This is a genomic window from Streptomyces sp. 135, assembly GCF_020026305.1.
GTDB lineage: Bacteria > Actinomycetota > Actinomycetes > Streptomycetales > Streptomycetaceae > Streptomyces.
In genome coordinates, this window is sequence record NZ_CP075691.1 from 261,218 (window position 1) to 287,609 (window position 26,392).

19 protein-coding genes and 1 pseudogene are annotated in these 26,392 nt (G+C 71.9%); 8 read left to right on the forward strand and 12 right to left on the reverse strand.

The genetic code is table 11. The features are described from left to right. Window positions 1-11: 11 nt before the first annotated feature. Window positions 12-1,490: a sugar transferase gene (locus tag KKZ08_RS01220; RefSeq protein ID WP_223772629.1), complete on the reverse strand. Its 1,479-nt coding sequence runs from the start codon at window positions 1,488-1,490 to the stop codon at window positions 12-14. A gap of 496 nt (window positions 1,491-1,986) precedes the next feature. Further along, window positions 1,987-10,251 carry a type I polyketide synthase gene (locus KKZ08_RS01225; protein WP_223772630.1) on the reverse strand — a complete coding sequence of 2,755 codons (8,265 nt, stop codon included), beginning with the start codon at window positions 10,249-10,251 and terminating at the stop codon, window positions 1,987-1,989. A gap of 176 nt (window positions 10,252-10,427) precedes the next feature. On the opposite strand from KKZ08_RS01225, the gene KKZ08_RS01230 reads away from it, so the two are divergent. Further along, on the forward strand, window positions 10,428-10,835 hold the full coding sequence (locus tag KKZ08_RS01230) for an ATP-binding protein (protein ID WP_223772631.1): 408 nt from the start codon (window positions 10,428-10,430) through the stop codon (window positions 10,833-10,835). Window positions 10,836-10,874: 39 nt separating this feature from the next. Here the strand turns inward: KKZ08_RS01230 and KKZ08_RS01235 are convergent, their stop codons facing one another. Together KKZ08_RS01235 and KKZ08_RS01240 are read right to left on the reverse strand one after the other, a co-directional pair. Then, window positions 10,875-12,011 (reverse strand): NAD(P)/FAD-dependent oxidoreductase, encoded by a 1,137-nt coding sequence (locus KKZ08_RS01235; protein ID WP_223772632.1) that lies wholly within the window; start codon window positions 12,009-12,011, stop codon window positions 10,875-10,877. Window positions 12,012-12,242: 231 nt separating this feature from the next. After that, entirely contained in the window at window positions 12,243-13,148 is a 906-nt protein-coding gene (locus tag KKZ08_RS01240) for a virginiamycin B lyase (RefSeq protein WP_223772633.1), read from the reverse strand. A gap of 174 nt (window positions 13,149-13,322) precedes the next feature. Here KKZ08_RS01240 and KKZ08_RS01245 point away from each other — a divergent pair, with 174 nt between their 5' ends. Further along, a complete protein-coding gene (locus KKZ08_RS01245) occupies window positions 13,323-13,787 on the forward strand; it encodes a DUF2199 domain-containing protein (protein ID WP_263303396.1) in 465 nt (154 codons plus the stop codon). A 117-nt stretch (window positions 13,788-13,904) separates the two neighbouring features. On the opposite strand, the gene KKZ08_RS01250 is transcribed toward KKZ08_RS01245, so the two are convergent. The 3 genes from KKZ08_RS01250 to KKZ08_RS01260 form a co-directional block, all read right to left on the reverse strand. Further along, complete coding sequence (locus KKZ08_RS01250; RefSeq protein WP_223772635.1) at window positions 13,905-14,114, reverse strand: hypothetical protein; 210 nt, start codon at window positions 14,112-14,114, stop codon at window positions 13,905-13,907. Between the two features lie 119 nt (window positions 14,115-14,233). Then, window positions 14,234-14,749: a lytic polysaccharide monooxygenase auxiliary activity family 9 protein gene (locus KKZ08_RS01255; RefSeq protein ID WP_223772636.1), complete on the reverse strand. Its 516-nt coding sequence runs from the start codon at window positions 14,747-14,749 to the stop codon at window positions 14,234-14,236. Between the two features lie 158 nt (window positions 14,750-14,907). Next, window positions 14,908-15,933 (reverse strand): YncE family protein, encoded by a 1,026-nt coding sequence (locus KKZ08_RS01260; RefSeq protein ID WP_223772637.1) that lies wholly within the window; start codon window positions 15,931-15,933, stop codon window positions 14,908-14,910. A gap of 219 nt (window positions 15,934-16,152) precedes the next feature. Here KKZ08_RS01260 and KKZ08_RS01265 point away from each other — a divergent pair, with 219 nt between their 5' ends. Together KKZ08_RS01265 and thpR are read left to right on the forward strand one after the other, a co-directional pair. Beyond that, window positions 16,153-17,133, forward strand: coding sequence for a TIGR03557 family F420-dependent LLM class oxidoreductase (locus tag KKZ08_RS01265; RefSeq protein ID WP_223772638.1), 981 nt, complete (start codon window positions 16,153-16,155; stop codon window positions 17,131-17,133). Between the two features lie 93 nt (window positions 17,134-17,226). Continuing rightward, a pseudogene (gene thpR, locus KKZ08_RS38900) lies at window positions 17,227-17,550 on the forward strand (RNA 2',3'-cyclic phosphodiesterase); the annotation flags it as partial. 311 nt (window positions 17,551-17,861) lie between these two features. Here thpR and KKZ08_RS01275 read toward each other — a convergent pair. Continuing rightward, entirely contained in the window at window positions 17,862-18,134 is a 273-nt protein-coding gene (locus KKZ08_RS01275; protein WP_223772639.1) for a hypothetical protein, read from the reverse strand. Window positions 18,135-18,358: 224 nt separating this feature from the next. Here KKZ08_RS01275 and KKZ08_RS01280 point away from each other — a divergent pair, with 224 nt between their 5' ends. From KKZ08_RS01280 to KKZ08_RS01290, 3 genes are all read left to right on the forward strand, one after another. Then, entirely contained in the window at window positions 18,359-19,132 is a 774-nt protein-coding gene (locus KKZ08_RS01280) for a polysaccharide deacetylase family protein (RefSeq protein ID WP_223772640.1), read from the forward strand. Window positions 19,133-19,254: 122 nt separating this feature from the next. Beyond that, window positions 19,255-20,859, forward strand: a complete 1,605-nt coding sequence (locus KKZ08_RS01285; RefSeq protein ID WP_223772641.1) for an FG-GAP-like repeat-containing protein — start codon at window positions 19,255-19,257, stop codon at window positions 20,857-20,859. 154 nt (window positions 20,860-21,013) lie between these two features. Then, complete coding sequence (locus KKZ08_RS01290; protein ID WP_223772642.1) at window positions 21,014-21,535, forward strand: hypothetical protein; 522 nt, start codon at window positions 21,014-21,016, stop codon at window positions 21,533-21,535. On the opposite strand, the gene KKZ08_RS01295 is transcribed toward KKZ08_RS01290, so the two are convergent. After that, entirely contained in the window at window positions 21,474-23,045 is a 1,572-nt protein-coding gene (locus KKZ08_RS01295) for an MFS transporter (RefSeq protein ID WP_223772643.1), read from the reverse strand. The two genes, KKZ08_RS01290 and KKZ08_RS01295, sit on opposite strands and share 62 nt — an antisense overlap. A gap of 265 nt (window positions 23,046-23,310) precedes the next feature. Between KKZ08_RS01295 and KKZ08_RS01300 the strand changes: the two genes are divergently transcribed. Beyond that, window positions 23,311-23,940 carry a DUF6629 family protein gene (locus KKZ08_RS01300; RefSeq protein ID WP_223772644.1) on the forward strand — a complete coding sequence of 210 codons (630 nt, stop codon included), beginning with the start codon at window positions 23,311-23,313 and terminating at the stop codon, window positions 23,938-23,940. A 24-nt stretch (window positions 23,941-23,964) separates the two neighbouring features. Here the strand turns inward: KKZ08_RS01300 and KKZ08_RS01305 are convergent, their stop codons facing one another. From KKZ08_RS01305 to KKZ08_RS01315, 3 genes are read right to left on the reverse strand one after another with little or no spacing between them, the layout of a single operon-like run. After that, window positions 23,965-24,369: a GntR family transcriptional regulator gene (locus KKZ08_RS01305; RefSeq protein WP_223772645.1), complete on the reverse strand. Its 405-nt coding sequence runs from the start codon at window positions 24,367-24,369 to the stop codon at window positions 23,965-23,967. 48 nt (window positions 24,370-24,417) lie between these two features. Continuing rightward, window positions 24,418-25,392, reverse strand: coding sequence for an ABC transporter permease (locus KKZ08_RS01310; protein ID WP_223772646.1), 975 nt, complete (start codon window positions 25,390-25,392; stop codon window positions 24,418-24,420). Continuing rightward, complete coding sequence (locus KKZ08_RS01315; RefSeq protein WP_223772647.1) at window positions 25,389-26,339, reverse strand: ABC transporter ATP-binding protein; 951 nt, start codon at window positions 26,337-26,339, stop codon at window positions 25,389-25,391. The genes KKZ08_RS01310 and KKZ08_RS01315 overlap by 4 nt, the downstream gene beginning before the upstream one ends. Window positions 26,340-26,392 lie beyond the last annotated feature (53 nt).

The window sequence follows — 26,392 nt, forward strand, 5'->3', positions numbered from 1 at the left end:
CCCCCCGCGCATCAGTAGGCTCCGTGCCCGTGGATCACCGCACGCAGCGTCTTCCACAAGATCACCGTGTCGAGGGCGAGCGACCAGTCCTCCACATAGCGCAGGTCGAGCCGGACCGCCTCCTCCCACGGCAGGTCGCTGCGTCCGCTGATCTGCCACAGGCCGGTGAGGCCGGGCTTGACCAGCAGCCGCCGCCGGATGTCCGGTCCGTACGCGGCGGACTCCTCCGGCAGGGGAGGCCGCGGGCCGACGAGCGACATCGAGCCGGTGAGTACGTTGAAGAGCTGCGGGAGCTCGTCGATCGAGTACCGGCGCAGCACCGCCCCCACCCTGGTCACCCGCGGGTCCCGGCGGAGCTTGAACAGCAGGCCGGCGCCTTCGTTGCGGTCGGCCAGCGCGGCACGCGCCTCGTGGGCCCCGGCGACCATGGTGCGGAACTTGAGGATGGTGAACTCGCGGCCGTCCTTGCCGACTCTGCGCTGGCGGTAGAACGGCCCGCCCCGGCTGTCCACCAGGACGAGCAGCCCGACGAGCACCATCAGCGGCGCGAACAGGACCAGCAGGATCGCGGCGGCCAGCCGGTCGACGATCCCTTTGACCGCCCGGCGGCCCCCGGTGAAGGCCGGCATGCTGACCCGCAGCAGCGGGATCCCGAGCACCGCGTCGACGTGCAGCCGTGGACCGGCCACCTCCATCAGCACGGGGGCCACGACCATCTCGGCGTCGCTGCCTTCGAGGTTCCAGGCCAGCCGCTGGAGCCGGTCCGGTGACCAGTGCGGGTCCGGTGTGATCGCGACGACGCGGTAGCCGTCGCGGCGGACGTGGCCCGCGACGTCCGTCAGCCGGCCGACGACCGGGACTCCGTCCAGCTGGTCACCGTCGAGCCCGTGGCCGTCCGCCGTGCACACCGCGTCCACCCGCCAGCCGAGGTGCGGCAACTTGCGGGACCGGGCGATGAGGTCGCGCACGGTGGCCGGGCTTCCGGCGGCGAGAACCGGTCGCAGGCACCGTCCGTCCTTCCGCTGCCGGTGTAGCCGCAGGCGCAGCAGATACCGCGCGATCATGGTGGTCAGCGCGATCGCGGGGATCGCGACGAAGATCCAGAGTTTGATGTTGCGCGAGGTGAGGGCGATCCCGCCGAGCGCCAGTACGACGACCGCCGCGAACAGCGAGCGTCCGAGCCGGCGGAATTCCTCGGCCCCCTGGCCGAGCACGGCCGGAGCCCACGCCCGGCTCACCGCGAGCGCTCCCAGCACCAGCAATTCGGTGCCGAACGCGAGAATGCCCCACTTCTCGTGCCAGTTGGCCGCGTCCCTGGCCCCGAAGAAGATGCCGATCGCCGCCACCACGCAGGCGGTGGCCACCGTATCGCTGGTGATCACGGTACGGCGGTACCGCTGCTCCCAGTCGGTCGCGGGCCGACTGATCACCTCGTCCGTCAGATGCCCGTGCGCCGACGGAAAAGGGCTGACTAATTCCCCCTGCTCCACAGAACCCCCCAGGTCGCCAGTGGTTCGACGTCTTCGCCCCACACTGTTTTCTCTCCCCGGGAGGCTCCCCCGCCCCCCGCGCCGCGCTGTTCTTCCCCCTCGGGAGGCCCCCGCCTCCCGGGCATGACATTCCTGCTGTTTCAGCGCTGGTTGAGCAACCCGCCCTGGCGGCGGCGGACTCGCATGTACGGCCAGGCTCCCGATGTGCGCGGGTTTGTCGCCTGGTGTCCCCATGCGAAGCACGGTCAATCTAGACCATCGGGGCCCGCCTGAAGAGGGGATGTGTGCAACTTGTGCTCAAACTTCGAAGGCGAACCGACCGGCCAGGGCCTTCCACGGATGTCTCGACGCCGAAGACACGCGCGTGACCTGCGCCGACGAGGGTTCTCGGGCCTGCCGGAACCGGCAGGCCCGAGACATACCCGGCCCTGCCGGCCGAGCCTCCCTTCCTGGTGTTTCGACCGGTTCCGGCCACGTTGGCCGACAGAGCGGCGTCTCAGAGCCCGGCGAGCCAGTCGTGGGCGGCGAGCGCCGTCGTTCGGGCGTGTTCCTCCAGGACGCTGAAGTGGTCGCCGGGCACGGCGACTTGGGCGTGCGCAAGGCTCCAGGGCGGGGCGGGTTCCGCGCCGGGCAGCGGGTCCCGGGCCCGTAGGTACAGGGTCGGGGCGGCGAGCCGCGCGGGTTTCCAGTCGGCGAAGAGTTCGAAGTACCCGGCCATGGCGGTGAGCCGGTCGGGGTCGGGCGCGGACGACCTCGCGGCTCGTCGCAGCATGTCCGACGTCATCGCGGAGAACGACTGTCCGGCGGCGTCCGCATCGTGCGGATAGGTGTCCACCAGCACGACGGCGGCCGGGGCGGTGCCCTCGGCCGCCAGCCGCTCGGCCACCGCCTGGGCCACCCAGCCACCGGCTGACCGGCCGAGCAGCACCGGCGGTGCCTGCCCGGCGGCGGCGCGGACCGCGGCGACGTGGGCGGTGACCAGCGCGTCCAGCGTGGCCGGCAGGTCCTCGCCGGGCGCGAAGCCGGGGTTCCGCACCGCTGAGGCCGAACGCAATCCCCTTAGGGCGGCGGCGAGTTGACCGTACTCGTGAGGTCCGGAGAGCGCGCTGAGGGACGGGAAGCAGATCAGCGGGGCGCCCGTGCCGCCCGATGTGAGGGGGACGGGTTCGAGTGCCGCACGGCCGGCCCCGGTGACGTCGAAGACCGGCCGCAGGCGCGCCACGATGGTGAGCAGCGCCATGCTGTCCCAGACGCGGCCCCGGAGACAGGCGCTGCGAAAGAGTGCGCTCAGCGAATCCGGCGCGCCCTCGCTGTCCGGCACGCCCGCGGCCTGTACCGGGGCGCCGGGTGAACCGTCCGGGACGCCGTCCCGTGCGTACCGCTCCGCCAACTCGGCGGCCACCGCCTGTGCCGTCGGGAAGTCGAACAGCAATGTGGACGGGAGTGTGAGCCCCGTCGATGCCGAGAGCTGGTTGCGCAGCTCCACCGCGGCCAGGGAGTCGAGTCCCAGGTCCGCCAACCGGTCGCTCGCGTCGATCGCGCTCGCCCCCTCCGGGTGGCCGAGGACGGCGGCCGCCTGCGACCGCACCTCCGTGAGCAGCAGGTCGGTCCGCTCCACCGGGGAAGCGGCCTTCCATCGCTCGGCGATACCGATCGTGCCGCCGCCGCGCGCTTCCACGGCGCCGGGTACGGGTGTCCGGTGACCGCCCGCGTCCGGCGGGGCGTCGGTGAAGGCGGCCGGGGCTATGCGGGCCGCGACCACTTCGGCGTCGTCACCGGCCACGGCGGCGTCGAAGAGGGCCAGGCCCTCCTCCGGGGTGAGCGGGACGAATCCGGAGCGGGCCATCCTGCGCAGGTCCACTTCGGTGAGGTGCGCCGTCATGCCGTCGCTCTGCCGCCACGGCCCCCAGGCGATGGAGGTGCCCGGCAGGCCGCGTCCCCTCCGGTGCCGCGCGAGGGCGTCCAGGACGTGGTTGGCCGCCGCGTAGTTGGCCTGTCCCGGGGAGCCGAGGACGCCCGCCACGGAGGAGAACAGGGCGAACACCGCCAGGTCGTGCCCCTGGGTCAGTTCGTGCAGCGCGAGGGCCGTGCCCGCCTTGGGCCTCAGTACGCGTTCCAGGCGGTCGGGAGTGAGCGTGGAAACGATGCCGTCGTCCAGCACCGCCGCGCTGTGGACGACTCCGGTCAGCGGATGGGCCGCCGGTACGGAGTCGAGCAGGGCGGCGAGCTGTTCCCGGTCCGTGAGGTCGCAGGCCCGTACGCTCACTTCGGCGCCTGCCGCGGTGAGTTCGGCGACCAGCGCCTCCGCTCCCGGGGCGTGCGGTCCGCGTCGGCCCGCGAGGAGCAGATGCCGTACGCCATGGTCGGTGACCAGGTGCCGAGCGACCAGCATGCCGAGCGAACCGGTGCCGCCGGTGATCAGTACGGTGCCCTCGGGGTCGAGTCGCCGCTGCGGTTCCTCGCGATCATCCAGGCGGACGAGCTCGGGTACGTATGCCTGCCCGTTCCGCACAGCTGTTTCCGGCGCCGGTGCGGCCAGGAGGGTGGGGACGAGCTGCCACGAGTCGGGGTGATCGTCCACGTCGAGCAGGGCCAGCCGGCCCGGGTGCTCACGCAGGGCCGAGCGGACCAGACCCCACACCGCGGCGTGGGCCGGCGCCCAGTTCTTCGTGTCGGCGTCAGGGCCGAGCGGGGAGACAGCGCCGGACGTGACGAGGACGAGGCGGGAGTTGGCAAGCCGTGGCTCGGCGAGCCAGTCCTGAATGAGCCGCAGAACGCGGCTCGTCGTCTCCAGCATCCGTGCCGCCGGGTCCTGTGCGCCCCGTGGTGTCTTTGCGGGTGAGGGACACGGGGCAGATGACGGACACGGGGCGATGACGACGGCCGGCGGCACGTCGCCTGCCGATGCCGGATCGCGGAGGACCGGGATGCCGGAGCCTCGGGGAGCCAGGACGTCGACCAGCGGTGTGCCGACCGGCCCCAGTACGCCCCAGGAGGGGGCCGCCCCGGGGGCGGGCGGCTGGGGCGAGGGCACCCAGACCATCCGGTGGAGCAGCCCGGCGTCCGGTTCCGCCGCGCTCAGCCCGGCCTGCGGGAGCGGCCGCAGCGCGAGCGAGCGCACCGCCGTGACCAACTCCCCTCCCGTGTCCGCCAGTTCCACCCGGGCCCGGCCGTTCGCCCCCGGTGAGATCCGCACCCGCAGCCGCTGCCCGACGGCGGTGGCGCGCAGCGTCACTCCTTCGAACGCGAACGGCAGGCTCACCCCGTCGCCGCGGGTCTCGCCCGCCCCGGCACGTTCCGGCGAGCGGCCGTCGAGGGCGAGGACGTGCAGGGCCGCGTCGAGCAGCGCGGGGTGGAGGAGGAAGTCCGGGCCACGGTCCGGCGTGAGCAGGGCCTGCGCGGTCTCGGGCAGCGCGACTTCGGCGTACAGCTCCTCTCCGTGCCGCCAGGCGCCCCGCAGGCCCCGGAAGGAGGGACCGTAGTCCAGCCCGGCCTCGGCCAAGAGCTCGTACGGATCGCCGGCCGTGCCGTCGGCGTACAGCGGGATGGCGCCCGACGGCGGCCAGGTGCCGGTACGGGCCGCGACGGCGTCCTTCGGCTGCTGCTCCGGTTTCCGCTCCGGTACGAGCGTCCCGGAGGCGTGCAGGCACCAGGGGTGGTGGCCATCCGCCCGCGCGGCCGGCCGACCGTGGAAGAGGACGGTTCGGCGGCCCGCGGCGTCCGGGCCCGACACCGTCACTTGAAGGTCGACCATTTCGTCCGGAGGCAGCAACAGCGGCGTCGTCAGGGCGAGTTCGTCCAGGCAGGGCGCGCCGACCGACGCACCGGCATGCAGGGCCATCTCCACAAAAGCCGTTCCCGGCAGCAGTACCGCCCCGGCCACCGTATGGTCGGCCAGCCAGGGGTGGTCGTGGACGGAGAGGGTCCCACCCAGCGACAGCCCGCCGTCGGCCGTCGCGGTGCGGTGGGTCAGGAACGGATGGGCCGGTTCGCCGTACGCGGGCGCAGACGTGGGCGCGGGCGCGGGCGCGGCCCGGTGTCGCGGCGAGGTGGCGTCGAGCCAGTACCGGCGGCGCTCGAAGGCGTAGGTGGGGAGGGGAACGCGCCGAGGGTGGTGCCCGGCGAAGACGGCTTCCCAGTCGACGGGCACCCCATGGCTGTGCAGGGCCGCCACGGTCTCGGTGAGCGTGTCCGCTTCGGGCCGGGCTTTGCGCAGTGTCGGCAGGATCAGCGGCACGGGCTCAGTGAGGCAGTCCCGTACCAGGCCGGACAGCACCCCGTCCGGGCCCACCTCCACGAAGTGCGCCGCGCCAGGGCCTTGCAGGTGGGACACCGTATCGGCGAAGAGGACCGGGCGGCGGACGTGGTCCACCCAGAAATCCGGTGAGCGCAGTTCTTCCTCGGTGGCCGCTCGCCCCGACACGGCCGTGACCAGGGGGAGTTGTGGCGCGGCGAAGGTCAGACCGCGTACCGCCTCCGCGAAGTCGGCCAGCATGGGTTCCATCCTCGCGGAGTGGAAGGCATGGCTCACCCGCAGAGGTGTCGCGGACCGGCCCCGCTCCCGGAAGTCCGCGACGGTCCGCGCCACCGCCGCCTCGTCCCCCGAGACGACCACCGAGGAGGGGCCGTTGACGGCGGCGATCTCCACGGTCCGGCCCGGCGTCTCGGCGAGGTGGCGCGCCACGTCCTCCACGGTCGCGTCCAGGGAGGCCATCGCGCCGCCCGGAGGCAGCGCGCCCATGAGCCGGCCACGGGCCGCCACCAGCGCGCAGGCGTCCTCGATGGACAGCACACCCGCGACGTGTGCGGCGGTCACCTCGCCTAGCGAGTGCCCGGCCACCAGGTCCGGGCGCACACCCCACTCCCCCAACTGCCGGAACAGGGCCGTCTCCAGGGCGAAGAGGGCGGGCTGCGCGAACCGGGCCGTCGCGAGGAGCGCGCCCGTCTCCGTGCCGGGATCGGCGAACACGACGTCCCGCAGGGGCACCGGCAGCCAAGGATCGAGCAGGGAGCACGTCTCGTCGAAGGAGCGGGCGAAGCCCGGGTACAGGTCCGGCGACGCGTACAACTCCCTCCCCATTCCCAGCCGTTGACTCCGCTGGCCGGTGAAGACGAAGGCCAGCGGGCCCTGACTGCGGGACGTGCCCGTCCATGTTCCGGGTGGGCTCGCCCCCTCGGCCGCTCCCTGGAGGGAGGTGAGCAGTTGGGCGCGGTCGCGGGCCACGATCACGGCCCGGTGCTCGAAGGCGGTCCGGGTGGTGGCGAGCGCGTATCCGATGTCCACAGGGGTCGCGTGCGGGTCGGCGGCCACCCGCGTGTGCAGCCGTCGTGCCTGGGCCCGCAGCTCGGACGCGCTCCTCGCCGACACCGACACCGGCACCGGCCCCGGCACGGCGATGGACGCCGCCACCACGCCGCCGGCGTCTTCGTCGGACCGGCCGCACCCGGCCCCGGCTCCCCGACGGCCACCTGTCACGGGGACCGGCGACAAGGTGCCGTCGCCCGCGTCCGTCGGCGCTTCCTCGATCACGACATGGGCGTTGGTGCCGCTGATGCCGAACGAGGACACTCCGGCCCGGCGCGGGCGGTCCGTCCTCGGCCACGGTACCGGCCGGGACAGGAGCGTCACCCGCCCCGAGGACCAGTCGACCCGGTCGGTCGGTACGTCGGCGTGCAGCGTGCGCGGCAGCAGGTCGTGCGCCATCGCCTGCACCGTCTTGATCACTCCGGCCACTCCCGCGGCGGCCTGGGTGTGACCGATGTTCGACTTCACCGAGCCCAGCCAGAGCGGACGCTTCCGCGGTTCGCGCCCGTACGTCGCCAGGAACGCCTCCGCCTCGATGACGTCACCGAGCCGGGTGCCGGTGCCGTGCGCCTCCACCGCGTCGATGTCCTCGGGTGTCAGCCGCGCCTGTGCGAGGGCCTGCCGGATCACTCGCCGCTGCGCCGGTCCGTGGGGTGCCGTCAGCCCGTTGCTCGCCCCGTCCTGGTTGACCGCCGAACCGCGCACCACCGCCAGGACCGGGAGCCGTGCGCGGCGCGCCTCGGACAGCCGGGTCAACAGCAGCATGCCGGCGCCCTCGGCCCAGCCGGTGCCGTCGGCCGAGGCGCCGAACGCCTTGCAGCGGCCGTCCGGGGCCAGCGCCCGCTGCCTGCTGAACTCCACGAACGACGACGGTCCGGACATCACCGTGACCCCGCCGGCCAGCGCGTACGAGCACTCCCCTCGGTCCAGCGCCTGGGCCGCCAGGTGCAGGGCCACCAAGGACGACGAACAGGCCGTGTCCACCGTGAGCGCCGGCCCCTCAAGACCGAAGGTGTAGGCGATGCGGCCGGAGGCGACGCTGCCCGCGTTGCCCAGGCTGAGGTAGCCCTCCATCTGTTCGGGCGTCTCGACGAGACGGTTCGCGTAGTCGCTGTACATCATCCCGACGTACACACCGGTCGGCGTGCCGCGCAGGGTGCGGGGTACGAGACCGGCGCGTTCGAAGGCTTCCCAGGCCACTTCGAGGAGCAGCCGGTGCTGCGGGTCCATGGCCACGGCCTCGCGGGGCGATATGCCGAAGAAGCCGGGGTCGAAGCGGTCGACGCCGGAGAGGAAACCGCCCTCACGCGCGTACGTCCGCCCTGGGCGCCCGGGGTCGGGGTCGTACAACGCCTCCGTGTCCCAGCCGCGGTCGGCGGGGAACGGGCCGATGGCGTCCCGCCCTTCGGCCACCAGCTCCCACAGCTCCTCGGGGGAGGTGACGCCTCCGGGGTAGCGGCAGGCCATGCCCACGATCACCACGGGGTCGTCGTCCGGCCGGTCCGTGCCCGCGTGCGCGGCGCCGGTGGCGGTGGCGGTGGCGGGGCGATCCGTGGCGCCGCGCGAGCGGAGGTGGGCGGCCAGCGCCGCGGCCGTGGGGAAGTCGAAGGCGACGGCCTCGGAGAGGGGAAGCCCGGTGGCCGCCGACAAGCGCTCCCGGAGCGCCGTCGCCGTCAGCGAGTCCATGCCCAGGTCCCGCAGGGCGGTCTCGGGTTCGACCTCCGCCACCGAGCAGCCGACCAGGGCCGCCGTCTCGCCGCGCACCAGGGCCAGCAGGTCGTCCGTGGGTCCGGTCGCCGTCCCGGCATCCAACGCCCGCGCGTTCAGGTCGTTCAGGGCGTACCGCTGGACCTTCCCGGAGGCGGTACGAGGGATGTGGTCCACCTCGTACAGCTCTGCGGGCACCTTGTAGGCGGGCAGTTCCGCGCGACACGCGGCGAGCAGGGCGCCTCGGTCCAGGGCGCCGCCGTCGGCCCTGGGTACCAGGTAACCGACCGGCACCTCGCCGAGGACGGGGTGCGGGCGTCCCCGCACGGCGGCGTCCGCCACCCCGGGCAGCCGCCGCAGCACCGCCTCCACCTCCGAGGGATGGACGTTCGTGCCGCCCCGGATGATCAGGTCGCTCGCCCGGCCGGTGATCACAAGTTCGCCGGACGGCTCGATCCTCGCCAGGTCGCCGGTACGGAACCAGCCGTCGCGCAGCACCTCCGCGGTGGCCTCCGGCGCGCCGTGATAGCCGGTCATGACACCGGGCCCGTGCACCCACAACTCGCCCTCGCCGACGTCCTGTCCGTCCGCGCCGCCGCCGACCCGGAGCCGGGTGCCGGGCAGCGCGCGGCCGCAGGACTCCCCCGCCGACGTCTCGCCGGGCGCCGTCATGGTGACCGGTCCTGCCTCGGTGCTGCCGTAGTGCTCCAAGTAGGGGACGCGGCAGATCGCCTCGAAGGAGCCGCGGAATTCGGGCCCCGCGGAGGCGCCCCCGCTGATGCAGCCGCGCAGCGCGGGCGCGCCGAGACCGCCGGCGTCGCGCTCGCCGTCCCTGGCCGGTACCCCGTGGCCGGTGCCCCGCACCTCGTCGAGCAGGGCCGAGTACGTGGTCGGTACCCCGCCGAGGAGTGTGCACGGAGCGTCCTCGCGGCGCAGCTCGGCGAGGACGTCCCGTACCGAGAACCGGGGCACCAGCATGGCGCTCGCCCCGGTCACCGTCACGCCGAGGACGCAGACGACCTGGCTCATGGCGTGGTGCAGCGGCAGCGGCCACAGCAGCCGGTCCCGCGCCGACAGGCCGAGCACGCCGATAAGGCCCGTCTCGACCGGCGCCAGGCGGTTGCGCTGCGTGGACAGCACGCCCTTGGGGGTGCCCGAGGAGCCGGAGGTGTACAGCGTCCACGCCACCTCGTCCAGCCCCAGGTCGTCCCGGGCGGGCGCGACCGCCTCCGTGCCCGCCAGGTCCTCGTACCGCACGACGCCGTCCGGCGCACCGGACGCGTGCGTCGGCACGACCGGATCCCCGACGGCGGGCCTCCTGTCACCGCTCTCCTCACCGCCGCCCCCGGCGACCACCAGGGTGAGTCCGGGGCGGGAGAGCAGCCCCGGCTGCCGGTTCAGCCGCGCCTCGTCGGTGACGAGCACCCGCGCACCGCAGTCCTCCAGCAGGCGGTCGAGTTCCGCTTCCGGGACACCGGCGTCCAGCGGTACGCCCACTCCGCTCGCCCGGGTCACGCCCAGCAGGCTCTCGACCGCCTCGACGCGGTTGCCGAGCAGGACGGCGGCCCGGCCGCCCCGCGCCAGTCCGAGCCCGGCCAGGTGGCCGGCCAGCCGTCCGGTCCGCCGCTCCAGGTCCCGGTAGGTCCTGCGCACTCGGCGGTCCTCGAAGGCGACCTTCTCCCCGTGGCGCGCGGCATGGTCCCGAAGGATCTCCGCGATCGGCCTGATGACGTCCTCGCCTGTGCTCACTGGTTCGAACTCTTCTCTCTCTGCGCCTCGTTGAGGGCGGTGGAGCGGCGCGCAGCACGTCCAGTATCAACCGGGCCTCCCTCCTGTCCGCTTCGGCACGGCGTGCCTGCCGCTTTGCGGGGCACAGGGACAGGTACCGCGACGAAGACGAACGCTACGAGGACGAAGGAGGGATGATGGAAGAGCAAGTCTCGCTCACCGCCGTGGGCTGGGCGCGATCGCTGCCGGTGAGCAGCGGCGTGAAGGCCGCTCGTGACTGGACCCGTGAGCATCTGCGGTCGCTGCACTGGTCGGAGACGGCGCCCGACATGGTGGACGCCGTCCTGCTGACCGTGTCGGAGCTGGTCACCAACGCCCATGTGCACACCCGCGCCGACGCGCAGCTCATCCTCACCTGGGATCACGAATGTCTGCACGTGACCGTGCACGACCCGGCCCCCGGCCTGCCGCAGCCGCGCGACGCCGGAGACGACGCCCTGGGCGGGCGCGGCCTGATGCTGGTCGACGCGGTGGCCGACGACTGGCAGGTCAGGCCCTGCGCCAAGGGCAAGGCCGTCATCGCCTGCTTCCAGCCCCCCACGTGACAGGCGCTGCCTGCCGAGGGCCCCGCCGGGCCCCGGGCCCTACCGGGAAGGCTCGTGCCGGGTGAAGGTGGTGATCAGGTCGTGGACCGGATCGTTGCCGGAGCCGGCGGCAGCCCCGTTGGCGCCTTCGGAGAGGGCAGCATCGGCGCCGCGGGCGAACATGGCCTGCTCGTACTCGCCGAGGGCGGCCTCGATGTCGTCGGGGTACGTCGCCAGAGCCCGGCCTAGGGCGGCTCCGTCGAGCATGGCCAGGTTGGCGCCTTCGCCGTTCGGCGGCGCGAGGTGGGCGGCGTCGCCGAGCAGGGTCACCCCCGGCACGCGGTCCCACCGGTGTCCGGTCGGCAGCGCGTAGAGGGGCCGCAGGACGGGGGCGGTGTCGCCGTCGGTGATCAGCGCGGTGAGTTCCGGTGCCCAGTCGGCGAACTCCTTCGCGATCCGCGCGGCCGCGGCGGGGCCGTCGGCGAAGTCGATGGCGGCGAACCAGTCCTGCGACTCGGCCAGCCCGACATAGGCGTGCAGCGTGTCGCCCGCCTCCCGGTGGGCGAAGATCTCCCTGCGCGGCGTGAGCGCCATCATCGACCCGTCGCCGACCGCTTTCGCGGTGGCCGGGTGCCGGGTGTCTGCCTCGAACAGGTAAGTCTCCACGATCGACCTGCCGGTGTACTCGGGCGTGGCGGCGGAGAGCAGCGGCCGGACCCGTGACCAGGCGCCGTCCGCGCCGACCAGCAGGCCGGTGACGGCGGTGCGGCCGTCGGCGAACGTCACTTCGTGGCGCCCCTCGCCGAGGGTGCGGGCGCCGCTGACCTTGTGCCCCCACCGGACGGTGCCGGCCGGGACCGAGTCGAGCAGGAGCCGCCGCAGCTCGCCGCGCTGCACCTCGGGGCGGCCGCCCGTGCCGTCGTCGGCCTTGTCGAACAGGACGGTCCCGTCCGGGTCGAGGACCCGCATCGCCTGGCGGCCCTCAAGGATGAGCCCACGGAACTCGTCCATCAGGTCCGCTGCCTCGATGGCGAGTTGTCCGTTGTAGTCGTGGATGTCGAGCATCCCGCCCTGTGAGCGCGCGACCGGGGACGCCTCCGCCTCGTAGACCGTGACCGGTATGTCGTGGAGGTGCAGTACGCGGGCGAGCGTGAGGCCGCCGAGCCCGGCGCCGATGATCGTGACGTCAGTGGTCATGAGGGGGGTTCCTTCCTGGGCATGAACCGCTGGACGGACACCCGGCAGGTCACGCCGGGAGCGTCGTTCCAGTGGTCGTGCGATGCGAGCCGGTGTGGCCGGTGGCCGGTGCTCTGGGAGCCCGGCGCGACCACGGACTCCAATGTCCCGGCACGCATCGACAAATCACCGACAGATCACCGACGACCACCCACGACCACCGGCAGCCGCCCCACACCGGCGGCGCCCTTCCTAGGGGGCGATGCGGGCGACCGCGCCCGTTTCCAGGGCCGTCCAGAGCGCGCCGTCCGGGCCCACGGTGATGCCGTGCGGTTCGGACGCGGGTGAGGGCAGGTCGTACTCGCTGATCTCGTACGCCCCGGAGGCCGTCGCCGTGATGCGGCCGACGCGGTTGGCACCCCATTCGGTGAACCAGCAGTCCCCGGTCGCCGCCGCGACGATGGCGTGCGGCTTGGCGGTGCGGTCGGGGAGCGGGAACTCCTCGATCCGGCCGTCCACGGAGATCCTGCCGATCTGTCCGGCCATGATCTCGACGAACCACAGGGCCTCGCCGTCACAGGCGATGCCCACCGGCCCGGCGCCTTCGGTGGGCAGCGGATGCAGGTTCACGGTGCCGTCGACACCGATGCGGCCGACCGCGTTGGCCTGATTGAGGGTGAACCACAGCGCGCCGTCGGGGCCCGCCGTGATCATCGAGGGGAACCCTCCCTCGACCGGCAGTTCGAACTCGGTGATCTCACCGTCCGCGCCGATACGACCGATGCGGTCACTGTTCAACTCCGTGAACCACAGGGCGCCGTCCGGCCCGGCGGCGATGCCGTAGGGCCCGCTCCCGGGCGTCGGCACGGGGTACGCCTCGGCCTTCCCGTCGACGCTGACGCGGCCGATGTGGTGGTCCTTCAGACGGGAGAACCAGAGCGCGCCGTCGGGCCCGGCGGTGATGACGGACGGGCCGCACTCCGGCGCGCCCAGGTCGTACCGGGTGAACTCCCCCTCCACCGTGAGGCGCGCGATCTCACCGCTGCCGTTAAGAGTGAGCCACAGGGCGCCGTCGGCACCGGCAGCGATGCCGTACGGGCCCGCCCCTTCCTCGGCGATCCGGACCTCACTGACACGCGGGGCACAACTGTCGGGCACGGCGGTTCCTTTCAAGGATCGGGATCTCGAAGATCACCGCCCCAGCTTCGCAGCCGCACCCGGTCGGGTTCCCGTCCAAGGTGGTTCCGGCGCCTGTCGCTAGGCTCCAGCGCCATGACCAGTGATCCCGGATTCACCTGCACGTGCTGCGGGGCTCAGCACCTTGAACTGCCGATGAACCACACGGCCGAGGCCCCGGCCGTGTGGGATCCGGCCTTCGTCGGCGCCGATGACTGCCTGCTCTCATCGGACCAGTGCATGGTCCGCGGGCAGCACTACTTCGTCAAGGGGCTGATCGAGATACCGGTCGTCGACAGCGACGAGGTGTTTTCCTGGGGTGTATGGGTCTCGCTCAGCCGTGAGAACTTCGCCCGAGCCGCGGATCTGTGGGACAGCCCCGACCGCGAGGCGGAGCAGCCGTACTTCGGCTGGCTCACCACCGACCTGCCGGTCTACTCCCCCACGACCCTCGACCTGAAAACGCATGTCCACACCCGCCCGGTCGGTGAACGCCCCTACGTCGAGCTTGAGCCCACCGACCATCCCCTCGCCGTCGAACAGCGCACGGGGATCACTCTCGACCGCGTGCGGGAGATCGCGGCGGCCGTACTCCACGCAGGCAGTGGTCAGCGGTGGTGAGGGCGGGCGACCCCCGCATCGCCGACCGCGGCCGCACCGGCCGGCCTGAACCGCCGGCCGCCAGAGGACCGGCGAGGTGGACGGCAGGCCCTGCGGACGGTGTCGGCCTCGGCAGCGTCAATGACGTCCTGGGGCGAGGATCTCGTCCAGCACCGTGAGGACTGCCTCGTAGGCGATGACCCGTACGTTGGCCTCACGCGCCGCCTCCGGATCGGTCGCCCGCAGGCTTTCGCCCCGCTTACGCCACTCCCGCTCCTCCTCCCCCGCATAGGCTTTCGCGCGCTGAATGCGCCGCAGCAGTTCGTCTGAGTCCACGACATCGGCCATGGCACCCATCTACCCCGGCCCGTCCATTCCGATGTTCCGCCGCGCGGATTCGCCGACCGGAAAGGGCGCCCGTTCCGTGCCCGGGCGTGCCTCAATGCGGCGGGGTGCCGAGCCCTGATTCAGCGGATGTTGACGTCGATGCACGCGTAGAAGGCGTTGGACGTGTCGCCGATGTTCCACACCGCGAGGACCTTGTGCCTGCCGGTGAAGTTGCCGAGGTTGACCTGGTGCGAGACGGTCGCCGGTGGCTGCTGGTTGCCGCCGTCGATGGTGGCGACCTTGGTGCCGTCGACGAAGTACTCGTAGTTCGCGGTGCGGTGCCGGGCGGTGAACGTCCAGGTGAAGGTCTGCGTCCTGCTGACGTCGCTGACCTTCCAGCCCTTGGCGTCATTGTCCAGTTCCGCGAACCGGGCGTTGCCGCCGCTGCAACTGCGCAGGCCCTTGGGCCCCTCGACGCTCTGCGGTTCGTACTTGATGTCGCCGCAGGGCACCGTGCGCGCGGCACACTGCGCCTGCCGGCTCGCGGGAGCGTTGACGTACCCGTGTGCGCTGGCCGAACCGGTCGGCAGGGTGAGGGCGAGGACCGGTGCCATTCCGGCACCGATCGCCGCGGCGATCTTCCGCTTCTTGTCCATGCGTGACTCCTTCACGAGCGGTGCTACGTGGGGCGTGCGGCGTGAAGTGCTCCCGTGGGGCGATTAGTCCAGACCATAGACTTCGGCATGCCACGGTCAAGGTTGTATTCCGGCCACGTCCGCCCCCGCGGCCGGGGGCGGGGGCGGCACAACCGCCCTCACGGCGTGCCCGGCAGAAGCACGGAGGAGTCGGGCTCCAGTCCCGTCCCGAAGCCCCCGACGACGGCGAGCCGGTCCAGGTCGACCACGGCGACCCGATTGGCGCCCAGCAGAGATACGTAGGCCAGGGAACTGGTCGGGTGCAGTGAGACGGCGGCCGGTGTTCCGTCGAGTTCCAGGGAGCGGATCCGGCGCAGGTCGGTGCTCCACACGGTGAGGGTGTCGGCGGCGATGTCCGCCACCAGCAGCCGCTCGTCGTCGAGGGTGTAGACGCGCAGGGGGTCTCCGCCGACGTCGCGGCGCCGCCGGACTTTCAGGGTGCGGGCGTCGAGGGCCACCAGCGAGGAACTCTTGCGGGCTCCGACGAACAGGGTCTTCTCGTCCCGGCTCAGGCAACTGCTCTCGGGCAGTTGGCCGGGGGTCGCAAGCAGCGGCGGCACGGAGGCGTCGTGGGGGCGCACGAGGCTGACCGTGTGTGACAGGAGGCCGGTGACGTAGGCGCGTTCGCCGTCGCGGCTGAGTGTGAACAGATGGGTCTTCACTCCATTCGTGGGCACCGCCCGGGTCGGTGCCACGTCGGTGGCCGGGTCGTCGAAACCGAGCAGCACCGCCTTCTCCTCGCTCAGGGCGTACAGCCGGTCGTGTCGGTCGATGCCCATGCCGTGGACGCGGTTGAACGGCCGGACGTCGATGGTGCGGGCCAGGGAGCGCTCGGCCAGGTCGATGACGAACACCGCGGCGCCGCCCTCGCCGATGGCGGAGGACATGCGCACGCCGTAGTGCCCCACATAGGCGAACCGTCGGCGCGAGTCGACGACCATCTCGTGCGGGTGGTCGGGCAGGGGGACGGTCCGCAGGCGCTGCCCCGACGTGGTGTCGTAGAAGCCGACCGCGTGGCCGCTCTTCTCCACCACGACCAGGACGTCGGCCTCCGCCGCCCGTGACGCGTCCGCGGCGGGCGCGGTCAGGGCGCCTGCCAGGGGTCCCGCACCTGCCGCTTTGAGCACCGTTCGACGCGTCGCCACAGTCCCACACCTTCTTTTCACCCGGTCGGTTTCTCGACAGCTCGCCGTGACGGCCCGGGGCTCCGCCATGCCCCTCGCTTCGGGGTGCGGTGGAGCGGGCCGGGTGAAAAGAATAGGGAGGGCGGGGCAGGCGTCGACAGGCGTCGCGTTGTGCCCCGGCGTCGGCGGGTACCCCTGTGCGGATGACGACGGCGCCGGTGTGAGGAGACGAGGAGCAGCGTGGAGATCGGTTACAAGCTGGCCGCCGAGGCGTTCGGTCCGGCAGAGCTGGTGAGGCAGGCGGTGCTCGCCGAGGAAGCGGGCTTCGACTTCGTCGAGATCAGCGACCACTACCATCCCTGGCTCGACAACCAGGGGCATTCGCCCTTCGCGTGGACGGTGCTGGGCAGCATCGCGGCCAAGACCTCCCGGATCGGGCTGGCGACCGGCGTGACATGCCCGACCGTGCGCTACCACCCGGCGATCATCGCCCAGGCGGCCGCGACCCTCGCCCTGTTGTCGGAGGGCCGGTTCGTGCTTGGTGTCGGTTCGGGCGAGCGGCTGAACGAGCACGTGGTCGGGCAGGGCTTCCCGGACTCGGTGCGTATCCGGCACGAGATGTTCAGGGAGGCACTGGAGATCATCCGGCTGCTGTGGAGCGGGGGCTACCGGTCGTACGAGGGCAAGCACCTGCGGCTGGAGGACGCTCGGGTGTTCGACCTGCCCGAGGAGCTGCCTCTGATCGCGGTGGCCGCCAGCGGCAAGGCGTCCACGCGGATCGCCGCGGAGCTGGGCGACGGGCTGTTCGCCACGGAGGACAAGCCGGAGATCGTCCGGGACTACCGTGACGCCGGTGGCAGTGGCCCGCGCTACGCGGAGGTGCCGATGGCCTGGGCGGCCGACGAGCACACCGCGGCGAGGGCGGCCCTGGACACGTCCCGGTGGGCGGTGACCGGCTGGAAGGTCATGAGCGAGCTGCCCAATCCGGTCAACTTCGACGCCGCGACCACGACGGTGCGGGAGGAGGACATCCTGGAGAAGTTCGCCTGCGGCACGGACCCCGCCCGGTATCTGGAAGTGGCGCAGAAGTTCGTCGACGCGGGCTTCGACAGGCTGGTCATGCAGAACGCGGGGCCCGATCCGGAGGGCTTCATCGACTTCTACCAGCGCGCGCTCGACGGGCCCATGCGGCAGCTGAAGGCGAACGGCACGCAGCGCTGAAGCCCGGCGGGTCAGGGGGCGCCGGTCGGCGCGTCACGTGGATGCGGTACGAAGTCCTTCGTGAAGGAAAAGATTCAGCCCGCGACCGTTCGTGTGTTCATCGCGCTGGCCCCACCGGACGAGGCGAAGCAGGAACTGGCGCGGGAGCTCGGGCCCGCGTGGGACGACCATCCGCGGATGCGGTGGAACCGTATCGAGGACTGGCACATCACCCTGGCGTTCCTCGGCGAGGTCCAGAGGGCGGTCGTGCCGTCGCTGTGCCCGCCGCTCGCGGACCTCGCGGCGGCGCGCCGTCCGCTCACCCTGTCACTGAGCGGTGGTGGGCACTTCGACGAGCGTGTGCTGTGGAGCGGGATCGACGGGGACCTCGAAGGGCTGCACTTGCTGGCTGACGACGTGCGTGCCGTGGTGAAGGAGTGCGGGATCCGGTTCGTGGAGCGGGAGCTGCGCCCGCATCTGACTGGCGCGGTGCGGGCGGCCGAAGGGCGGATGAACGTCTGCATCTGGTCGCCAGCAACTTCGGCCGCGGCCCGGCACCGATCCGCTACCGCGACGTCGACGCCTGGGAGTTCGGCGGCGGCTCCGGCCGTCCTGCTCGCGCTTTCCCGCTATGCGGAACAGCGAGGTCAGACCACCACTGGGCTGGCCCGACGAACCAGCAACCCCGCAAACCAGCCCTCCGCCGGTGGCCTTGGGAAGGCCAGGGCTGGTCGGCCGGGGGCCCGTGGTCAAGGTGTGTCGCCGGTCCAGTCGAAGCGGGACGGATCGCCGGGGCGCGGGTCGTACATCACCCGGCCGCCGGCGCCGAACTGGCCCAGCTCGGTGGGGAGCGCCACGCCGGTGGCGACTTCGCCCCGCGTCCAGCCGGTGATATCGAGGAGCAGGCCGTCCAGCGGCCCGCCGACCAACTCGACGTAGCGCCGGTCCGGCCGCGGGCCCGGGTGGTCGTGGTCGGCGCCGTAGACCCGGCGGCGCAGCAGTTGCTCATCATCACGCTCCATCCGTCCAGCCTTGCAGCTGCCACTGACAGCGCACCCGGGCAGACCGCGCTCCAGAGGCAGAGCACACGTACCCCCCGAGAATCAACGCCGCCAGTTGTCCGCGAACCATCCCGGATTTGTCCGTGAACGGTAACGGACGCATCCCCTGGCCCCCACGCCTCGTCCTGCCAGGTGGTCGCAGGGCGACCGGGAATCGGCGAGGAATTTGCGTGAGAGGGGCGGACATGGCACGGCACGGTGGCGGGCGCAGCTGGTACGGCAAGATGATCGGCGCGGCGCTCGGGGTGACGGTGCTCGCCACCGGTGCCTCGGTGTGGACCGCGCAGGCCGGTGTCACGGGCGATTCGTCACCGAAGGCGAGCGCACCGGCCGCGCCGGGCAGTGACGTCAAGCGGGTCGCGGCGACCATCGCGCACGCCTCGGAGAAGGGGGCGCGCGGCATCAACCTCACCATCGACGACGGCCCCGACCCGGTATGGACCCCTCAAGTGCTCGACGTGCTGCGGGAGTACGACGTGAAGGCCACGTTCTGCATGGTGGGGACGCAGGCGCAGGCCCACCCGGACCTGGTGAAGAAGGTGGTCGCGGCCGGGCACCGGCTGTGCGATCACACGGTGTCGCACGACACCGCCATGGACAAGGACTCCCAGGCCTACCAGTCACGGCAGATACTCGACGCCGAGCGCATGATCACCAAGGCGTCCGGGGGCGTGCGGCCGATGTACTACCGGGCGCCCGGCGGGGCGTTCACCCCGTACAGCCGCAAGCTCGCCGCGTCCCGGGGCATGCGCCCGCTGGGCTGGAACGTGGACACCAAGGACTTCGAGCGTCCGGGTACGGACGCCATCGTCGCCACCGTCGAGCGGGAGCTGCCCAACGGACCGACGCTCCTCTTCCACGACGCGGGCGGTGACCGTACGCAGACCGTCGAGGCCCTGCGCCGGCTCCTCCCCCGGCTCAAGGAGCAGGGCCACGCCTTCGGCTTCCCGGTGCGCTGAACTCCGTACCTGATCGTCGCTCCCCCCTCTGCTCGGCCGGATCCCCGGATACGTATCAGCAGCCCGTCAGGACGGGCTGCGAGGATCCGGCCCGGTTCGTCCGACGCCCAGAGGTGGTCCGCATGCGCAGTGGGAGTGTCCGTACACGCCGATGGACGCTCGCGTGGTTCCTCGTCACCGCTCTGTCCGTCATGGCCGCCCTGCTGGCACCGCCGAGGACCGCGACGGCCGCGGCTTCCGGGGCCGACACACCGGTCAACCTCCTCAACGTCCACAGCGGCAGGTGCATGGAGGTGGAGAACTCCTCCAGCGCCGACGGGGCGAGGATCCGGCAGTGGGACTGCGACGGCCAGCCCGGCGCACGGTGGCTGCTCCGCCCCTCGGCCACCTCCTCCGACGCGGTCAACATCGTGAACGCGCACAGCGGCAAATGCCTGGCGGTACGCACGGACGCGCCTCAGGGCGGCACATCGGCGCCGCGTGTCGAGCAGTGGGGCTGCGCCGGCTCGCCGGGGGTCGACTTCGTGCTCGACAGCCGTGCGGAGTTCGCGTGGATCCTCTCCATGGCGACCACGCCGACACGCTGCCTGGAAGTGGAGAACTCCTCCGAGCGCCGGGGCGCCCCCATCGTGCTGTCGACGTGCGCGAACCAGAAAGGGATCGCCTTCCAGCAACGGCCGGACCGCACCGGCAACGACATCCGGCGCGACGACCTCTTCGCCCTGTACGGGTACGACAACTCGGCGGCCTCGCTGTTCCGCTTCCCCGCGAACAGCGCGGGCGGGTTCGAGACCCCCGACGTGGCATGGCACTCCCCCGCCGACACCTGGAACTCCGCCCTGAGCCATGTCACCGCCGGGGACTTCAACGGAGACGGCCGCCGCGACGTGGCACTGCTGCGCGGCCAAGCCGACGCCTCCATCGCTCTGTTGACGATGCTCGGCACCGCCGGCGGCGGGTACGCCGCCCCGTTCAAGTCGTGGGAACGACCGCCCGGCAACTGGTGGGGCGCCGCCGTGCAACTGACCGCGGGCGACTACGACGGCGACGGCCGCGACGAGGTCATGGCCCTGTACGGCTACGACGACGGCAGCGCCGCCCTGTTCCGCTTCCGCACCACCGCCGAGGGCGCCTTCCAGGTGCCCTCGACTCCCTGGAAGGCGCCGGCCGGCACCTGGAACTTCGCCCAGAGCCGGCTCACCACGGGCGACTTCGACGCGGACGGGCGCCAGGACGTCGTCCTGTTCAAAGGCACCGCGGACGGCGCCGCCGAACTGCTCACCCTCACCGGCACGGCGGACGGCGGCCTCGGCGCACCGCTCAAGTCCTGGCAGCGGCCGCCGGGCAACTGGTGGGGCAGCCACACGAAGCTGACCGCCGGGGACTACGACGGCAATGGCAGCGACGAGTTGGTCGCGATGTACGGGTACGACGACGGATCGGTCTCCCTGTTCCGCTTCGCGACCACCCCCGACGGCGGTTTCCAGATACCCACCGTGCCCTGGAGCTCCCCGCCCGGCACCTGGAGGTTCTCCCACAGCCACCTCGTCTCCGGCGACTACGACACGGACGGGCGGCGGGACATCGCGCTGTTCAAGAGCACGGCGGACGGGGCGGCCACGCTGCTCACCCTGTCCGGCACCGCCGACGGCAGACTCGCCGGACCGCACACCTCCTGGCAGCGGCCACCGGGCAACTGGTGGGGAGACCACGTGCGACTGACCTGAGCCGAGCAGCCGTCGCGCCACCGGCCTCGCGTCGAAGGCCCGGTCGTACGGGTAGCTGCGCCTCACGGGTGAGACACGTGAGGTGGCATGGGACCGCAGGCCGATGTGTGTCGGCGCCCCTTCGACGAGCGTGGCTCACATGCCGAGAACGAGAATGAACGCACTGCCCGATGTGCCGCGCTGGGCCCGACTCGCCGCGGCGGGCGCCGCGTTGACCAACGTGCCGTCGGCGCTTTGGCGGGTGGCCATCGCCGTAGGTGTCCCGGTCGGGCTGGCGCGATCCGAATACGATCAAATGGGGGCTCCTGGCCTCGGATCGTTGGTCCTCGTCGCCCTCAGCCTGGTCTCCGAGGCCTTCGCGTTCCTCACGCTCGGGCTGGTGCGGAGCTGGGGCGAGAGGTGGCCGCGTTGGGTCCCCTGTCTGCGCGGGCGTCGGGTTCCAATCCTGCTGGGGACCGGCGTGGCGGGACTCGGCGCGCTGGCCACGAGTGTCTTCGGCGCGCTGTTCGTCCTCACGTCGCTGAACGCGGACATCGAAGCCACCACCTGGGGCATCTGGCTGCTCAACATCGCGTACGCGCCGTTGCTGCTGTGGGGTCCGCTGCTGGGCGCGGTCACAGTGCATTACTACCGGCGCCGGACTCGCTCATGGTCGGCTCCTGCGCGGCTTCCGTAGGCTTTCCGGTGGGGCGCAGGGCCGTCACGAGCACCGCCGCTCCGACGAGTGCGACGAGCATGACCCAGACCGCGCCGACGTGCATGGCGTGAACGAACGCGTCGTCCGCAGCGTGCACGAGGGTGGGCCGGTCCGTCGCGGCGGCGACATGCCGGGCCTGTTCGGCGGAGACCCGCGCCCGGTCCCGTACCGGCCCGGGTACCTCGCTCAGCGAGGGATCGATCGCGCGCCGGTACACGATCGACATGATCGTGCCGCCCACCGCGATCCCGACCACGCTGCCGGTCTGCCGCACGGTGTTGGTGACGGCCGACCCGGCCCCGGCCTGCGCCAACGGCAGTGAGCTGATCATCGCTGCCGTCACCGGACCGATCACCATGCCGATCGAGAGACCCTGGACCAACAGCACGATCTCGATCCAGACGAGCGGGGTCTGCAGTCCGAGCACCCCGTACGCGCCCATGCTCAGCGCCGCCACGGTGAGGGCCGGCACGCAGACGGGGCGCAGCGACCAGCGGCGGACCAGACGCGCGCCGAGGGTCGCCCCCAGGACCGCTCCGAGGGCGGTGGGGAGAGTGGCCAGGCCCGCCTCCATCGGCGAGAAGCCGCGCGCGCCCTGCAGATAGAACGCGCTGTAGAAGGTGACGGCGGCCATGGCGAAGAGGAGCAGGCCGAGGGCCGCGTTGCCGCCACCGAATGCGCGTTGCGCGAGCAGGCGGGGATCGAAGCTCGGCGACTTGATCCGGAGTTCGACGAGTACGAAAGCGGTCAGCAGGACCAGTCCGGCGGCGATCGGCGCCCAGACATCCGCATGGCTCCAGGCGGCCACCTGCCCCGCACGGATCAGCCCGTAGGCCAAGGCCGCGAGGCCGCTGATCGACAGCAACATCCCGGCCGGGTCCAGCGGCCGCCGGACGGGGCTGCGGAAATTGGGGACCAGCATGGCGATACCGATCAGCGCAAGGGCCACGACCGGGACATTGACCAGAAAGACCGAACCCCACCAGAAATGGTCGAGAAGCAATCCCGCCAGCACCGGTCCCGCGGCCATTCCGACACCGGCGGACGTCGAGGAAACGGCGATCGCGGTTGTCCGCGCGGGCCCGCTGAACGTCCACATGAGAATGGCCAAATTGGCGGGCATGATCAGCGCGCTGCCCAGACCCATCGCGGCTCGAGCGGCGATCAGCTGACCTGCGTCGCCCGCGTACGCCGCCCACAGCGAGGACCCGGCGAAGACGACCAGTCCCGTCACGAGCACGGTCCGATGGCCGAAGCGGTCACCCAGTGCGCCGGCGGTGAACATCAAGGTGGCGAAGGCCAGAGTGTACGAGCCCGTGGCCCACTGGAGTTCGGCCGGATCGGCATTCAGCCCCCGGACGGGATCCGCGAGGGTCTCCAAGGTGGTGCTCAGGACGGTGTTGTCCAGCCAGATCACCAGCGAGCACAACATGAGCACGGCAAGGATCAACTGCCGCCTGGACTTCGGCGGCGTCAAGGACGCGGTCATGAATACCTTCGGGAGCGATCGGCAAAAACTGACGACCTGGACCGTAGGCAATCGTCACGCCCCTGTCAATTGAACAAAAATCTGCTTTCAGCGAGTAGCGGAAGCCATATTCAAGCACCCTTGTCAATTCTGAGTGTGCGAGCTCGAAATGCTTCTCCAAAAAGTCTCCGGGGCATATCGCCGCACCTCTGTCAATTTCTTGGTCGATTGTTTATCGGGCCCGCCCGGCGCGCCCCCGCGCCGCGTCGGCCATAGGGTTCCTGCCATGTGCTGGAGCGCGACGGCCGATCTCGTGGCGGGTACGGGCATCGCCGCCGTGGGGGTCGTCAGTGTGGCCCTCGCGGCCCGGCGACCCCGTGACCTGCCGTTGGCGGCGCTTCCGCTGCTCCTCGGAGCCCATCAGATCATCGAGTCCGCGGTCTGGCGCAACGACGGCGGCACGGGGCCCGCCACCCTCGCCTGGGCCGCGATCGCGCTCCCGCTGCTCGCGCTGTGGGTTCCGGCGGGTGTGCTGTGCGCGGCGCCGCGGGCCGCCCGCCGCCGTCTGGTGATTCCGCTCACCGCGGGGGCCGGGGCGGCGGTGGTGCTCTCGTACGCACTGGCGACCCGCACCGTGACGGCCGACATCCGCGGCCACACGGTCGGATACGCCCTGGGGCTGCCGCGGCCGGAACTGATCGTCGTCGCCTACCTGCTCGCCACCATCGGCTCGCTGCTCCTGTCCGGCGACCGCGGCCTCGTCCTGTTCGGCGTGCTGGTCGCGGTCGGGGCCGCGGTGTGCGTGGCGCTGTGGCGCCAGGAGTACATCTCCACGTGGTGCGCGTTCGCCGCCGTGTCCTCGGTGCTCCTGCTGCGCTGGGTCGCAAGGCGTCGTCCGCCGGACCGGAAGCGGTAGCGGTAGCGGCTCGGCAGCGCCGGATCAGTCCTGGGTGGCGGCTTCGAACGTCGCCGCGCGGACCGCCTCGAACAGCGCCGTCACGTCCTGCCCTGTGAGCCCCTCCGACCGCGCCTGCCGCATCCATTCCGCCAGCGCGGTCTGCAGCGGTGAGTCGGGCCCGGCCTGGGGGCTGGCGAGGGAGCGGGTGATGAACGTGCCCGCTCCCTGGCGGACCTCGGCGAGGCCGGCGCGCTCCAGCTCGCGGTACGCCTTGAGCGTCGTATTCGGGTTGACCTTGGTCGCCGCCGCGACCTGGGCCGCGGTGGGCAGCCGGTCGCCCTCCACCAAGGCGCCCATGCGCAGGGCCTGTTCGACCTGCCGCACGATTTGCAGATACGTGGCCACGCCGCTGCGCCGGTCGATACGGAATTCGACCACTGTCCCCACTCTCTGCTCGCCTGCCGACACCTTACGTACCTGCTGCCTCGGCTCGCCCTAGAGGGGCCGCCGCGTCGCCCACCACAGGATAAAGACGGCCACGACGGCGGTGCCGCCGAGCAGCAGGCCCGCGCCGGTCCACTGCATGCCGGGCATCTGGTCGTAACCGAAGTACTCGATGACGTTGTTGACGATGCCGTGCTCCTTGATGCAGGCGTTGGTGGCCCGCTCGGTCTGCTCGGCGCAGGTGCCCCAGCCGAAGAGCTGTCCGTCCGCGGTGCCGATCCACCGGTCGTGCTCGACCGCCTGGTCGAGGAAGGCGGGGCTGTCGGCGTTCAGCGGGTAGGTGAACAGGCGCGGGGTGGCCAGCCGGTCGCGGAACTCGCCCCAGGCGAGCTCGACGGCCACGGAGAAGAAGAAGGTCACCGTCATCGCCGGCAGGGCCCGGCGCAGGACCATGCCGATCGCGATGCCGCAGGTGGTGAGGAAGAGGGAGAGCGCCGCCGGCATAGGACCCGTGGCGTCGAAGATCTCGCCCTGCATCCACTCCGCGGGGAGGACCTCGCGGTACGGCTCCCACCACCAGGTGAACAGCGCGCCGAGCACCGCCGTGGACACCAGCACCACGGAGAGGCAGCCGATCAGCTTGGCAGCCAGCCAGCGGCGGCGGGGCACCGACTGGGTGGTGACCAGCTGGGCGGTTCCGTGCTCCTGGTCGCCCGCGATCAGCGGCGCGCCCAGGAAGACGCCGAGGATGACGGGCAGGCCGCCGAGGGCCCCGGAGACGTACTGGAATCCCTCGGGGTTGTTGGGAAGGTTGACGTCCTTGCCGGGCCAGCCGAGCCGGTCCAGCATCGAGACCATCTCGCCGCGCTGGTAGACGATCATGGCCGCGCCGAGCAGGGTCGCGGCGCCGATCAGCCACAGGGCGGTGCGGTGCTGGCGTACGACGAGCCAGGTGAGGCCGTGCAGCAGACCCGGCTTCCCGACGGGCTTTCCGGTGCGCGGCCTGTCGGCCAGGGTGGTGCTCATGCGGCGTGGGTTCCTTCGGCCTCGATACGGGCGGCTCGGGTGAACAGCGGTTCCGTGCCCGGTGAGCGCAGGTGGGCGAGCAGGACTTCCTCCAGGCTGGGCTCGGAGACCTCCCAGTCCGGGGCGAGCGGGCCGTGGGGGCGCAGGAGGGCACGGAACTGGCGGCCGGAGGCCCGGAATTCGACCACCGTGTGCGGGGTGAGGTCCGCGGGCGGCTTGCCGTCGGGCGCGAGTCCGGTCACCAGGGCGTGGGCCGGGACCAGTTCGTCGGTGTCGCCGGCCATCCGGAGCCGGCCGTCCGCGATGACCAGGAGGTAGTCGCACATGTCCTCCAGCTCGGCCAGCACGTGGGAGGACATCACCACCGTCGTACCGCGCTCGACGGCCTCGGACAGCAGCAGGGAACTCATCTCGTCGCGGGCCAGCGGGTCGAGGTCGGCCATCGGCTCGTCGAGCAGCAGGAGATCGGGCCGCTTGCCGAAGGCGAGGGCGAACGCGACGCGGGTGCGCTGACCGCCGGAGAGCGTGCCGACCTTGGCGTCCATGGGCACCGGCCCCGCCCGGACGATCCGCTCCGCCGCGGCCATGTCCCAGCCGGGGTTCAGCTCGGCGCCCATCCGCAGGGTCTCCGCCACGGTGAACCGCTTGAACAGCGGCTTGTCCTGCGAGAGGAACGCGAACCGGGGCATCGCGGCCGGGTCCTCCACCGGCACGCCGAAGACGCGCAGTACGCCCTCGGTCGGGGTCACCAGGCGGGTCGCGAGCCCCAACAGGGTGCTCTTTCCCGCACCGTTGGGGCCGACGAGGCCGCAGATCCGCCCGGCGGGCAGCCGGAAGGAGCAGTCGCGCAGCGCCCAGCCCCGTCGGTAGCGCTTGCCCAGGCCGCGGGCCTCCAGCGCGGTGGCGCTCGAGGGGTCGCCGGCCTCGGTGTTGTCGGCAGGGGTCATGTGCACCAAGCGCCTCTCTCGATTCCATTAAACAATTAATGGAATGATGATCT